This is a genomic window from Pleomorphomonas diazotrophica (assembly GCF_002844595.1).
In the GTDB taxonomy this organism is placed as follows: Bacteria; Pseudomonadota; Alphaproteobacteria; order Rhizobiales; family Pleomorphomonadaceae; genus Pleomorphomonas; species Pleomorphomonas diazotrophica.
Genome location: NZ_PJNW01000002.1, coordinates 382,032 through 394,548 on the forward strand (window position 1 = coordinate 382,032; position 12,517 = coordinate 394,548).

10 protein-coding genes are annotated in these 12,517 nt (G+C 63.2%); 9 read left to right on the forward strand and 1 reads right to left on the reverse strand.

Going from position 1 to position 12,517, the window contains the following annotated elements; all coding sequences use genetic code 11:
* Positions 1–4 precede the first annotated feature (4 nt).
* From CXZ10_RS02765 to glyA, 6 genes are all read left to right on the forward strand, one after another.
* Positions 5–439: a DUF6163 family protein gene (locus CXZ10_RS02765; protein ID WP_101287414.1), complete on the forward strand. Its 435-nt coding sequence runs from the start codon at positions 5–7 to the stop codon at positions 437–439.
* Positions 440–741: 302 nt separating this feature from the next.
* Entirely contained in the window at positions 742–1,257 is a 516-nt protein-coding gene (gene ldtR / locus CXZ10_RS02770) for a transcriptional regulator LdtR (RefSeq protein WP_026792781.1), read from the forward strand.
* 751 nt (positions 1,258–2,008) lie between these two features.
* A complete protein-coding gene (locus CXZ10_RS02775; protein WP_244617085.1) occupies positions 2,009–3,292 on the forward strand; it encodes a L,D-transpeptidase family protein in 1,284 nt (427 codons plus the stop codon).
* Positions 3,293–3,364: 72 nt separating this feature from the next.
* A complete protein-coding gene (locus CXZ10_RS02780; protein ID WP_101287416.1) occupies positions 3,365–3,598 on the forward strand; it encodes a DUF6898 family protein in 234 nt (77 codons plus the stop codon).
* Positions 3,599–4,057: a hypothetical protein gene (locus tag CXZ10_RS02785; RefSeq protein ID WP_101287417.1), complete on the forward strand. Its 459-nt coding sequence runs from the start codon at positions 3,599–3,601 to the stop codon at positions 4,055–4,057.
* A 176-nt stretch (positions 4,058–4,233) separates the two neighbouring features.
* Positions 4,234–5,529, forward strand: coding sequence for a serine hydroxymethyltransferase (gene glyA, locus CXZ10_RS02790; protein WP_101287418.1), 1,296 nt, complete (start codon positions 4,234–4,236; stop codon positions 5,527–5,529).
* Positions 5,530–5,613: 84 nt separating this feature from the next.
* Here the strand turns inward: glyA and CXZ10_RS02795 are convergent, their stop codons facing one another.
* Complete coding sequence (locus CXZ10_RS02795) at positions 5,614–7,659, reverse strand: FIST N-terminal domain-containing protein (RefSeq protein ID WP_425349342.1); 2,046 nt, start codon at positions 7,657–7,659, stop codon at positions 5,614–5,616.
* Between the two features lie 508 nt (positions 7,660–8,167).
* Here CXZ10_RS02795 and CXZ10_RS02800 point away from each other — a divergent pair.
* The 3 genes from CXZ10_RS02800 (at position 8,168) to CXZ10_RS02810 (ending at position 12,509) form a co-directional block, all read left to right on the forward strand.
* Complete coding sequence (locus tag CXZ10_RS02800; RefSeq protein ID WP_101288332.1) at positions 8,168–8,941, forward strand: glycosyltransferase family 25 protein; 774 nt, start codon at positions 8,168–8,170, stop codon at positions 8,939–8,941.
* A 39-nt stretch (positions 8,942–8,980) separates the two neighbouring features.
* The gene (gene pbpC / locus CXZ10_RS02805) at positions 8,981–11,056 is read left to right on the forward strand and encodes a penicillin-binding protein 1C (RefSeq protein WP_101287420.1); all 2,076 of its coding nucleotides are present in this window, start codon (positions 8,981–8,983) and stop codon (positions 11,054–11,056) included.
* Positions 11,057–11,144: 88 nt separating this feature from the next.
* Positions 11,145–12,509, forward strand: coding sequence for a cation-efflux pump (locus tag CXZ10_RS02810; RefSeq protein WP_101287421.1), 1,365 nt, complete (start codon positions 11,145–11,147; stop codon positions 12,507–12,509).
* Positions 12,510–12,517: the final 8 nt, after the last annotated feature.

The following is a 12,517-nucleotide window of genomic DNA, read 5'->3' on the forward strand; positions in this document are numbered from 1 at the left end:
TCGGATGAGCGGCAACGGCGATACGCGGCAGTCCGAGGGGCTCGATGCAAGCCTGTGGAGCAGGTTTGACGCCCGCCTGACGCTGGTGATCTATGTCCGCTTCCTGTCAACGGTGTTTCTGGTCGCCGGCCTTTTTCGTTGGGCGACGATTCTCGGTTTCGGCGTTCCGAGCGGCAACTTCCTGACCCTTTCCTCGCCGGTGATCGTGGCCACGCTGTTCTTCGCCGTCGCCGATCTCGTGGCAGCGGTCGGCCTGTGGCTGCTCGCCTCCTGGGGCACCGTGGTGTGGATGATCAGCGCGCTCACCGAGACGGCGCTATACAGCGCCTATAATCCGCAGTTCGGCCGAAACTATCCGTTGATGATCTTCCACATCGGTACCGTGGCGCTCTATGCCGTGCTCTCGGCTTATTACGAGCGGACGCGCGATCGTTTGTGAGAGTCAACGAAGAGTTATTGCGTAAAATTTGCCAATTCATCTCAACTGACCCTCTTGGCCTGAGTCGGATCGATGAAATCTAGGTCGAATTGTGCGGAATCTGGCTGAAATTCCTGCGTTGCCTCGCCTTTTAGGGGCGTAAAGTCCTGCTTTACCAAAGCGAAGACTCGGGTGGGTTTGGAATCGCGTTAAACTAATATTCAGCTTGCCCCTTAAGCCGTTTTTCAAAGCTCTCGGCTACTGTCGTGATCAAGGCGGACAAAGAGCCGCATCCAAAAAGTACGACAGAGAGGCTTTCCACCATGGCCAACGCCAAGCGCGCCTATGATCTTTACGCCAACGAGCCCGAAGAAGAGCAGGGGCTCCAGCCGCTTTACCTCGAGGCGCTTCGCCTCGTCGAGCGTCTGCACCGCCGGTTGCTGGACGTCATCAAGGACGAGTTCGACCGTTCGGGCCGCACCGACGTCAACGCCGTCCAGGCGCTCCTGCTGTTCAACATCGGCGATAGCGAGCTGACGGCCGGTGAGCTCCGGACCCGCGGCTACTATCTCGGCTCCAATGTCTCCTACAATCTCAAGAAGCTGGTTGAGATGGGATACATTCATCATCAGCGTTCGCGCATGGACCGCCGTTCGGTTCGCGTCAAGCTGACGGACAAGGGCCAGGCGATCGCCGACATCGTCGGCAAGCTCTACAATCGTCACATCATCTCGATCGAGACGGTCGGCGGCATCAACCGCGACGACTTCAAGGTGCTCAACAAGTCGCTGCAGCGGCTGGAGCGCTTCTGGACCGACCAGATCCTCTACCGTCTGTGACGGAGTTTCCGGAAGCGCTCCGTGACTTGGAAATCCGAAGTCGGAAACATCCGACTTCGGTGCGCTTCTGGACCGACCAAACCCTACCGTCTGTGACAGCGCTTCCAGGAGCGCTCCGCGACTTGCAGATCCGAAGCGGTCGTCGTTTCCACGGCGGCCGCTTTGCCTTGCGGGGGAGAGTAGGACTTCGGTTCGGCGCTATGGGTCTCTCAAGTCGATAGGCCAAAAATGAGTTCCATCCACTGTCAAAACTGACAAAGGTGTATTCAGAAGTGAGTAATGGCAGAAAAAATGCGACAGGGTGAACGTCGATACAGGGCTTTTTCTGTCACGTTAACCATTCTTTAACACTTTGCTGTCAGATGTTAAGTGTATCGAGCATGTCGGTTGGAATGCTTCCTCCCCTTTCCTGAGACCGGATGCATCGAACGTCTCAACTCCTCCCGAGACGCGCGACTTGGCCCTGGGCGCCCTCCCTGCGCTCAGGGTCTTTTCACGTCTTCACGTTGCCATGCCATTTGATCGGGTCTGGCCTGCGTGAAGGGCAGGGCATTCATAATCCTCGATTTCGCCATGAATTGCCGATAAACGGCGAGCCACTGGCGCCGTCATGCGAGTCTGTCGCAGGCGCCGAATCTGTGCGGGAATCTGCTGGAAAGGCTCCGTTAACCAAGGCCATTGTCCATTGGGCCGAGGTTCCGATGCTTTTGCGCGATTTTGGCGTCCGAACGGTTCGATCTGGAGTGCGGTCGTGAAGGAATCATTTTTGTCGATGGCGGCCAGCCGCCGTGGGGTGCTCAAGGCCGGGATCGCCGGAATGACCGCGCTGGCGGCCTCCGCCTCGAAGGCCCAGACGCTGTTGGCCCAGACCGAATGGACAGAAGGTTTCGACGTTTCCGCTCCCGCCGATCTCGCGACGCAGACGACCCGGCCGTCGATTTCCGGCCAGTCGGGCTTCTACACCGAGCAGGCGATTTCCCAGTATTCCTCGATTGCGATGCAGGGCGGCTGGCCGCAGGTGCCGGCTGGCGGTACGCTTCGCCTGGGCATGGAAAGCCCTGCTGTCGGTGCCTTGCGCCAGCGGCTGATGATCACCGGCGACCTTGATCAGAGCGCCGGCATCTCGACGGCCTACGACACCTTCGTCGACGGTGCCGTCCGCCGCTTCCAGGCTCGCCACGGCATCATCGCAACCGGCGTGGTCGACAATGCGACGCTGCGTCAGCTCAACGTTCCCGTCGAAACGCGCATCCAGCAACTCCAGCTCAACCTCGTCCGCCTGCAGACGCTGCCCAACCCGCTTGGCGGCGGCAGCGACCGCTATGTGATGGTCAACGTGCCCGGCGCCGAGATTGAGACCGTCGACGGCGATGTCGTCCATTCGCGCCATCGGGGCGTGGTCGGCAAGATCGACCGGCAGACGCCGCTTCTGAACTCCAAGATCACCATCATCCGCTTCTTCCCCTATTGGACGGTTCCGAAGAGCATCATCCTCAAGGATCTGATCCCGCAGATGCAGAAGGATGCCGCCTATCTCGACCGGCAGAAGATCCACGTGTTCGACCCGCGTTCGGGCACCGAGGTCTCCTGGCAGTCGATCGACTGGAAGACCGATCAGGCAGTCAACTACATGTTCCGTCAGGAGCCGGGCGACCTCAACTCCATGGGCACGGTGAAGATCGACTTCCCGTCGCCGGAAGGCGTCTACATGCACGATACGCCGAGCAAGGGCCTGTTCGGCGGCAACGATCGCTTCCACTCCTCGGGCTGCGTGCGCGTCCAGAACGTCCGCGAGTATGTCTACTGGATCCTGAAGAACACGCCCGACTGGCCGAAGGATCGCATCACCGAAGCCCTGACCTCGGGTGAGCGCATCGACGCGCCGGTGGCCGATCCCGTGCCGCTCTACTTCCAGTATATCACCGCCTGGGCGACGCCGAACAATACGGTGGAGTTCCGCGACGACATCTACCAGCGCGACGGTCTCGGCGTCCCTATGTCGCCGGAGGCGCAGAGTCAGGCCCAGGCCGGCTGATTTTCGCAGCGTCTTGTGTTAGCTTCGGCCCGTCCGGGATTTCCGGGCGGGCTTTTTGTTTGACGGTGCTGGATGGCCGGACCTACGGAAGAGCGGGAAGTCTACTTCGAGTTCGTCGCGCTCGGGAATGTCGTGCGAGTCTCCGCCATTTGCTCGGTTACCGGCGTCGAGGTGCAGGTGCTCGGTCCGGCCGGCGCTGCCCGGCTCGATCTGGAGCGACTGGCGCTCAGGAAGCTTGAACGGCGTCTCGCCGAGACCAAGGCGCAACCGCTGCCCCAAGCCGGCCGGAAAGGGTTCACGGTCTGAATGCGCCCCGAACTCGCTGAAACTCTAGCCTTTCTCGTCGCTCTTTCCGAACGCGCGGGCGTCGAGCCGGTGTTGTTCGGTACTGCCGTTCTGGAGCTTCAGGGCATCGGCGATTTCCTGGCGACCGATCTCGACGTCATCGTCAGCGAGGAGGAGGCGAGGGCGATGGCGGCGGCGGCCGGCGTCGATCCGGGCGGAGAAAGCGGCAACGACCAGTTTCGTTCGCGCGTGCATCTCCATCTTGAGGGCGCCCCGCTGGTCATCGACGTCATGGCCGAGATGAGCATTCGGACTGCCGGAGGCTGGCTGCTCTACGAGTTGGGCGAGACAGAGAGGATCGAGGTGGGCGGCCGACGGTTCCGCGTCGCTTCGCCGGTCGATCTCGGCCGATTCTATCGTCTCGCCGGACGGGCCAAGGACGCCGGCAAGATCGCCGCGCTCGACGCCGCAGTTGCCTGAACAGGTCGCATATTCGATTTAGGCGGGTCTGCCGCCCGCCGGATGGGCCGCCCTCAGGTTGATGGCACCCCCCCGCCCGTGATAAGCGACCCCCGTCACGGGCGCGCGTGGCGCCGGGGCATTTCGTCCCGGTCAGTCCGGCCCAAGAAACGTCCCTTGACGGAACGGAAACCCAAATGTCCAACACGACCAGCGCAGAGCTTGCCAACTTTTTCCATAGCTCCCTCGCCGAGGTTGATCCCGCGATCGCCTCCGCCGTGGCGAAGGAGCTCGGTCGTCAGCAGCATGAAATCGAACTGATTGCTTCGGAGAACATCGTCTCCAAGGCGGTTCTCGAGGCGCAGGGTTCCGTTCTGACCAACAAGTATGCCGAGGGTTACCCAGGTAAACGCTATTATGGCGGTTGCCAGTACGTCGACATCGCAGAGAACCTGGCCATCGAGCGCGCCAACGCGCTGTTCGGTAGCAAGTTCGCCAACGTGCAGCCGAACTCGGGCAGTCAGGCCAACCAGGCGGTGTTCCTGGCGCTGGCGCAGCCGGGCGACACGGTGCTCGGCCTCGACCTCGCGTCCGGCGGCCATCTGACGCACGGCGCCAAGCCGAACATGTCGGGCAAGTGGTTCAACGCGGTCACCTATGGCGTCCGTGCCCAGGACCATCGCATCGACATGGACCAGCTCGCTGCCTTGGCCAAGGAGCACAAGCCGAAGATCATCATCGCCGGCGGCTCGGCCTATAGCCGCGTCTGGGACTTCGCCGCCTTCCGCGCCATTGCCGACGAGGTGGGCGCCTATCTTTTGGTGGACATGGCCCATTTCGCGGGCCTCGTGGCGGCCGGCGAGCATCCCTCGCCGTTCCCGCATGCGCATGTCGTCACCACCACCACCCACAAGACGCTGCGCGGACCGCGCGGCGGCATGGTGCTGACCAACGACGAGGACATCGCCAAGAAGATCAATTCGGCGGTGTTCCCCGGCTTGCAGGGCGGCCCGCTGATGCATGTCATCGCCGGCAAGGCGGTTGCGCTGCTGGAAGCGGCTCAGCCGGCCTACAAGGCCTATATCAAGGCGGTGGTGGAGAATGCCCGTGTGCTGTCGGACGAGCTGAAGCGCGGCGGCGTCGACATCGTCTCCGGCGGCACCGACAACCACCTGATGCTTGTGGACCTTCGCCCGAAGGGCCTCACCGGCAAGCTGGTCGAGACGGCGCTCGGCCGGGCCGACATCACCTGCAACAAGAATGGCGTGCCCTTCGACCCGGAGAAGCCGACGATCACCTCGGGTATCCGCCTCGGCTCGCCGGCCGCCACGTCGCGCGGCTTCGGGGCCGGTGAGTTCAAGGAAATCGCCAACCTGATCCTGCAGGTGCTCGATGGCTTGAAAGTCAACGGCGAGGACAAGAATGACGGCGTCGAGGCGGCCGTGAAGCGGCGCGTCAGAGCGCTGACCGACGCTTTCCCGATCTACGGCTGATCTCGCCATATCCTGAAAATGAAAACCGCCGCGCAGGGAGACCCGCGCGGCGATTCTGTTGGGGAAGTTTTGCCAAAGGCCGGATCAGGCGACGTCCCGGTCGCTTTTGTCGAGCCGATGCAGGAACTCGATGCCGCTGACCGCCTGCTCTACGCTGCTGCGATGACTGGCGACGATCGACGACAGTCCGGCAATCGACCGCTCGAAGTGGCCGCTCTGGGCGAAGATTTCCTCGACGTTGCTGACGATGTGCTTGTAGCGCTCGCCTTCCTCGGAAAACTCCTGCTTGGTAGCCTCGATGATGACGCCGAGCTCGCGAAGCGATTCCTCGATATTGGCGATGGCGGTCTGGGTGTGACCCAGCGTCGACTTGGTGTCGTTGGCGAGCTTCTTCACTTCGCCGGCCACCACGCCGAACCCCCGGCCGGCCTCGCCGGCGCGCGCTGCCTCGATGGTCGCGTTGAGCGCCAAGAGATTGGTCTGGCCGGTGATGTTGTCGATGACGGCCACCACTTGGCGCAAGGCGGTGAGGGCGTCGTTGAGGCCGCCGAAGCGGGCTGCCAGCGCCTCCGTGTTGGACGGCTGGCCGCCCTTTTCCGAGCGAGAGCCGACCATGGCGGCCCGGATGCCGGACATGATGTCGCCAACGTTGGAAATCTCCGACAGGGTGTCTTCGATTTTCGAGGACATTTCGAGATAGTCGGAGATCTTGTCGATGACGCCGGTTCTCAGGCGATTGAGAATCTCGACGCGCTTCAGCCGATTGCGCGTGAAGTAGTTGACGAAGCTGGCGTAATGGATCGCGAAGTTGTCGAGATACTCATCGGCGAAATCCGTCTGGACGTTTGAGAAGAAGACGATCGCCGACAGCGTCTGGTTGATGTTGATCCCGAACAGCTCGCCATAGGTCGAGAAGCCGGCGACGGGCGCCGGCCAGATGCCGCCGGTGCGCGCCAGTGCCTGGGCGTTGGACAGGCGGCGAAGGATGCAGTCGTTCATCAGAACGCCGGCCGGCTTCGGCTTGCCGCGCAGGTAGCGTTCGACGTCGGCGCGGGTTTGCTCGAGAAAGTCGGTTTGCTCGAGCAGCGTGAGTTCGTCGCCGGGGCCGATGTCGCAATAGAAGTAGAACACTTCCTTCTCGATATCGATTTTCGCCACCGACCGGACAAACAGCTCCTTGCCCAGCTCGATGCCGAAGGCCTTTCCCTTGAGGGCGGCTTCGAGCTGGGCGGGCTCGACCTTCAAGGCCGCCGACAGGGCCTTGACCAGCGAGACGACCTTGCCAGTCTTGTCGTCGATGACGGCGCTGACCGACCGGCGGTCGGTATCGGCATCGACGACCACGAAGCTCGGGCCGATCTTGCGGAAATTCTGGCTCTTCATGACGCCATAGCGCTGGCCTGCCGCCATCTTGACGAAGGCGACGACCGCGTGGTCCTTCACGATCTGCCGGCCATCGAACAGCAGCGTCTCCGTAAAGGTCAAGGCGTCGCCGGAAGAGCCGCCGACGAACAGGCAGGGGAAGCGGCCGGATTCATAGACCGCCTCCATGAAGTAGCTTTCCGACATCGACAGGCCGTCGACGAAGGTCAGTGCAAAAGTCGACCTGGCATCGAGATGCATGGTCGGCTTCACGCCGCTGAGTGCCGAGACGATCTTGGCAATGCGGGTGCCGTGCGACATCGTCGAGCGGCCGGCTCGCAGATCCTGCGAGGAGAGCGGAACCGAGAACACCTCGGCCTTTTCGATCAGGGCCGGCGAGAAGACCTGAAGAACCACGTTCTGCCAGGCGCCGTCCGTCTCGCAGTAGAGTTTCTCACCGGTCACGGCGCAGAGCTCGCCGGCCGTCGTGGTCGCCACGACTTCGGCCGAACGAGCAAGCGACTTGATCTTGCGGGTCACGCTCGCGAAGTCCGCTTTCGGCGAGACGAAAGCGAGGACAAGGCTGGCCTCTCGGCCATCAAACAGGAATTTGTCCGGACCGATGCCCGAAAGGGACGCGTCCGTCCGTAGGATCCTGAGGGGTTCTGCGACGGCGGGCGGTGCATCGCTCAGGGCGATACTCCGTTCAGTCTCCGAGCGTGCGAGCGCGTTTTCGGGCGAAGCTCCGCTTTTCTGCTTCGACAGTATCTTGTCGAATAGTCCCATTTTATCCTCCAGAATTCAGTATCCGCCCGTTTCTCTCCTTCCGCATTTTATGCGATGAGCGTTAATGGTGTATTATTGCGAATGTCTATTATTTTCGTCAGCTACGAATTAAGCTGCGGTGTTCTTCGGGTCGTGTTCCGTTGCGAAGAGGTATCCGATCTACGCTAACAGCATGGCGCTCGCATTTGAGTTTTATTCGATTTTTGAAAGTATAGTTACATGCTCCTTCGAGATTCGCGTCAATGCTGCTTTTTCAACTTCTATTTTTGCTGGCTCTGAAGCTGCCATGCTTGAGCTCCGCTCCGTCGAAGCGTGACTGCCCGGCCGTCATCGATCCGGTTCGCAAGTACCAAACGCGCGGGGAGACGACAATTTGTCTGTGACGCGAATAGCGGCGGCGTTTACTTGCAGGCCTGCGCCGTGCCAATCAAGTGGCGAAGCCAAGCCATGAGAGGCTTTGCCGGCAGAGCTGCCATATCGGGGGGATTTGATGAACAGGTTGCCGACGAGCGGAAGCAAGCTGGCCTGCTATCTCATCAATCTCGAGCGTGCCCCCGATCGCCGCGCCATGATGGAGGCGCGCTTTCAGGCCAGAGGGCTCACTCACGACGTGGTCAAGGCGGTCGACGGCAAGCTTTTACGCTTCCCCATTCCCGAGGTTAGCGAGCTTGCCTTCAAGCTCCTGCATGGACGGCGGATCATTCCGGCCGAAGTCGGCTGTTATCTCAGCCATATCGAGTGTGCCAAGCAGCTCCTGGCTTCCGACGCCGATTATGGGCTGATCGTGGAGGATGATGTCACATTCTCTCCGGACTTCGTTGAGGCCATCGATCTTGCCTGCGTTCAGGGCCGGCATTGGGATATCCTGCGTTTGACGACCGTCAATCGGGAAGGGGGCGTGACGTTCAGGAAACTCTCGGCGTCGCGGTCCCTGGCTGTCGCTCTGACCCGGAAGAAAGGGTCGGGAGCCTATATCGTCAATCGTCGGGCGGCGGCTTGGATGGTTGATGCGTTGATACCCATGCGGCTGTCCTATGATATTGCCTATGACCTTGAGTATTTGAGCGGCCTCAGGGCGTGCTGGGTCCTGCCGCAACCCGCCAGCCAGCTGAATGACATGGAGACCCAGGTTCAGATAAATATCCGGGCCTACAAACTCCCCCGGTACAGATATCTGACAGTGCTTCCGTATCGTGCTTTCCTCGAGACGACGCGCGTCCTGTTCAGAGGGGTTCAGCTTGGGCGCTCGCTGTTGAGAGTTTGAAAACCGACGTTGCTGAAGTGAGCCGGAAGGTGCCGCCAGATGAGAGCGCCACATCGACTGATCAAGGCATGTCTCATTGTCCTGTCGGTGACTGTCGTTGCCGGTGTGCTGGCGGTTGCGCAGTTTCGCGCCCTCGTTGATGCCACGCCGCCGGTCGATCTCTTCGCCCCCACCTCGCAAGTCGTCACGGCACGGAACGGCGACCTTTTACGTGCCTATACGGTAGGAGATGGCCTCTGGCGGCTGCCGGTCGATCCGGCGCGGGTCGACCCTGGCTACGTCAAGCTGCTTCTCGCCACCGAGGACGGCCAGTTCCTCGAGCATTCCGGCGTCGATCCGAAAGCGCTCGTGCGGGCGGGCTGGCAACTCCTGACACACGGCCGCATCGTCTCCGGCGGGTCGACGCTGACCATGCAGGTGGTTCGGCTTTCGGAACGTCTTCACACCCGCTCTCCAAGCGGCAAGTTCGGCCAGATCGTCAAGGCGCTGGCCTTGGAGCGCTTTGCCAGCAAGGACGACATCCTCGCCGCCTATCTCAGCCTCGCGCCGTTCGGCGGCAATCTCGAGGGCGTGCGCTCGGCGTCGCTCGCCTGGTTCGGCAAGGAGCCGGCGCGTCTGACGCCGGCCGAAGCCGCCTTCCTCGTTGCCTTGCCGCAGGCGCCCGAGGCTCGCCGGCCCGACCGCGATCCGGCAGCCGCCAAGGCGGCGCGGGACAGGATCCTGAAGCGAGCCGCCGATCGCGGCATTCTTGCATTGTCCGACGCCGAGGCGGCTATGGCCGAGCCGGTACCGACTCGTCGGCGCGACTTTCCGCTGCTTGCTGCGCACGCCGCCGATCGGGCGGTGGCGGCGGCTCCCAGAGAAGGCGAGATTCGCCTTGCGATCGACGGCAAGCTGCAGGCTTTGCTGGAAGGCCTCGCGGCCGAGCGGGCAAGCGCCATCGGCCCGAACGTCTCGGTCGCCATCATGGTGGCCGAAGAGGCGAGCGGCGACGTGCTGGCGTCGGTTGGTTCGGCTGGATTGTTTGACCAGAAGCGCGCCGGCTCCATCGACATGACCAGAGCGATCCGCTCGCCCGGCTCGACGTTGAAGCCCTTCATCTACGGTCTCGCCTTCGAGGCGGGCATCGCCCATCCCGAAACGCTGGTCGAAGACCGGCCGACTACTTTCGCCGGCTATACGCCGAACAATTTCGACAAGACTTTCCGGGGCACGGTGACGGTGCGGCAGGCGCTGGCCGACAGTCTCAACGTGCCGGCCATCCAGACCCTGGAACTGGTGGGACCGGCGCGGCTCGTCACGCGGTTTCGCCGGGCGGGTGTCGAGGCGAAGCTGCCGGACATGGCACCGGCCAACCTCGCGGTCGGTCTTGGCGGCGTGGGGCTGACGCTGAACGACCTGACGACGCTCTATACGGCACTGGCGCGTGGCGGTCGGCCGATCGCCCTCCGCGAGAGGGTCGATGCCCTGGGGCCGGCCGAGCCGCCAAAGCCGCTTATGGACGAGCGTGCCGCTGCCTATGTCACGGACATCCTGGCCGGTCCGCTCGGCGCCGCCAAAGGCGACGTGCGCGTCGCCATCAAGACCGGCACCTCCTACGGCTACCGTGATGCGTGGGCGATGGGATACGACGGCCGCAATGTTGTGGGTGTCTGGGTCGGCCGGCCGGACGGCGCACCGCTGCCCGGCCTGATGGGCGTCGACGTGGCCGTGCCTGTGCTCGCCGACACCTTCGTCCGGGCGGGAGGAACCACGCGCCTGCCGCCCGAACCGCCAGGCCTGCTCAAGGTCTCCAATGCCGAGTTGCCGCCGCCGCTCCAGCGGCTGCGCGGGGCACGGGCGGCGGTTGCGCTGAAAGATGCCGGGCCGGAGATCGCCTATCCGCCGGCCGGTGCCCGCGTCGATCTCGGCTTTGCCGCCGGTTCGCCGCAGCCGCTCGCCCTCCGGGTCCGAAACGGCAAGGGGCCTTTTACCTGGCTTGCCGATGGCGCGCCGGTGGCACGGGAACCGTGGGCGCGGCAGTTCAGCTATGTCCCGAAAGGGGCTGGCTTCTTGACGCTGTCGGTGATCGACGGCGAGGGCAGGGCCGATCGGATCACCGTTTTCGTGGAATGAGCGCAGCGCGCCGGCGCGGGCGCTTGCCTTTTGGCCGGTTGAGGGGCATGCCCGTCTCCATCGGTTTGGCGGACGGCGAGGGAAGGCGATGACCAGGAAGGAACGGGTGGCGCTGGTATCGCTCATTGCCAGCCTCAGCCTTACGGTCGCCAAGCTTTCGATCGGCCTGATGATCGGTTCGCTGGCCCTCATCACCGACGCGCTGCATTCGGGTACCGACGCCATCGCCACGCTGGTCACTTTTCTGGCGGTTCGCTTTGCCGATCGCCCAGCCGATGACGACCATCCCTATGGACACGGCAAGTTCGAGGACCTCGCGGCGCTGGGCGAGGGAACGCTGCTGCTGGTGCTGGCTGGCGGCGTCGCCATGGAGGCCTGGAACCGCTTTGTCGGAGAGGCGCCGCCGCCGTCGGTCAACGCCATCGCCTTTGCTGTGCTGGGTGCCGAGATCGTGATCAATCTCTGGCGGGCTCGGGCGCTGAACAAGGCGGCCGTGGAGACCGGCAGCCGGGCCCTTGCCGCCGACGCCATGCATTTCCTCTCCGATGTCGCGTCGTCGGCGATAGTCATCGTCGGCTTTGTCGCCACCCTCTATGGTGCCGATTGGGCTGACTCGGTGACGGCAGCGGCCATTGCGCTGTTCATCGGCTGGCTTGGCCTCAGAATGATCCGCCGTACCGCCGACGAACTGACCGACCGCGTGTCGCCGACGATTGCGCGCACGCTCCGTCGACTGCTCCTCGACCTGCCGGGTATCGTCGCCATCGACCAGCTTCGGGTGCGAACGGTCGGTCCCCGGCACTTCGTCGACATATCGGCCGGCGTGCCGCGAACGCTGAGCCTCGGCGAGACCGCCGTGGTCAAGCGGGCGATGGTGGCGGCCATTCTGACGGAGATCGCCGACGCCGAGGCGACGGTCAGCCTCAGGCCGGTGCCGATCGACGACGAAAGCGTCAGGGAGCGGGTGTTCCTCGCCGCCTCGCGCGAACGCATTCCCGTCCACCACATCACCATTCAGCATCTCGGCGACCGTCTCTCGGTGTCGCTCGATTGCGAGGTGGATGGCGCCATGCCTCTTGGAGAGGCGCATGAGGTGGCGAGCCGGCTCGAAGCAGCCATCCGGGCTGAAATCGGCGCCGAGATCGAGGTGGAGACCCATCTCGAACCGCTGTATCCCGACCTCATTCAAGGCGAGCAGTTACCGGACGACCGGGTTGCGGCCTATGCCGCGAGCCTCCGGGAAGCCGCGGCGACGCATGGTGTCTCGGATGTTCACAACGTCCGTGCCCGCGAGATTGACGAAGGGGTGTTCGTCGCGTTCCATTGCCGCTTCCCGGCGTCGCTCCCCGCCGCCGAGGTGCACCGCCGCGCCGATGCGGTGGAGCGAGCGGCGCGCATCGCGTTCCCGGAGATTCGCCGCATCGTCAGCCATCCTGAGCCCGTGAGGGGGTAGCGGGACAC

What these genes read in the sequence shown, in the direction of transcription:
- CXZ10_RS02800 (WP_101288332.1), top strand. Translation starts at nt 8,168, where the DNA reads ATGAACAGGTTGCCGACGAGCGGAAGCAAGCTGGCCTGCTATCTCATC.
- glyA (WP_101287418.1), top strand. Translation starts at nt 4,234, where the DNA reads ATGTCCAACACGACCAGCGCAGAGCTTGCCAACTTTTTCCATAGCTCC.
- CXZ10_RS02780 (WP_101287416.1), top strand. Translation starts at nt 3,365, where the DNA reads ATGGCCGGACCTACGGAAGAGCGGGAAGTCTACTTCGAGTTCGTCGCG.
- CXZ10_RS02785 (WP_101287417.1), top strand. Translation starts at nt 3,599, where the DNA reads ATGCGCCCCGAACTCGCTGAAACTCTAGCCTTTCTCGTCGCTCTTTCC.
- ldtR (WP_026792781.1), top strand. Translation starts at nt 742, where the DNA reads ATGGCCAACGCCAAGCGCGCCTATGATCTTTACGCCAACGAGCCCGAA.
- pbpC (WP_101287420.1), top strand. Translation starts at nt 8,981, where the DNA reads ATGAGAGCGCCACATCGACTGATCAAGGCATGTCTCATTGTCCTGTCG.
- CXZ10_RS02765 (WP_101287414.1), top strand. Translation starts at nt 5, where the DNA reads ATGAGCGGCAACGGCGATACGCGGCAGTCCGAGGGGCTCGATGCAAGC.
- CXZ10_RS02810 (WP_101287421.1), top strand. Translation starts at nt 11,145, where the DNA reads ATGACCAGGAAGGAACGGGTGGCGCTGGTATCGCTCATTGCCAGCCTC.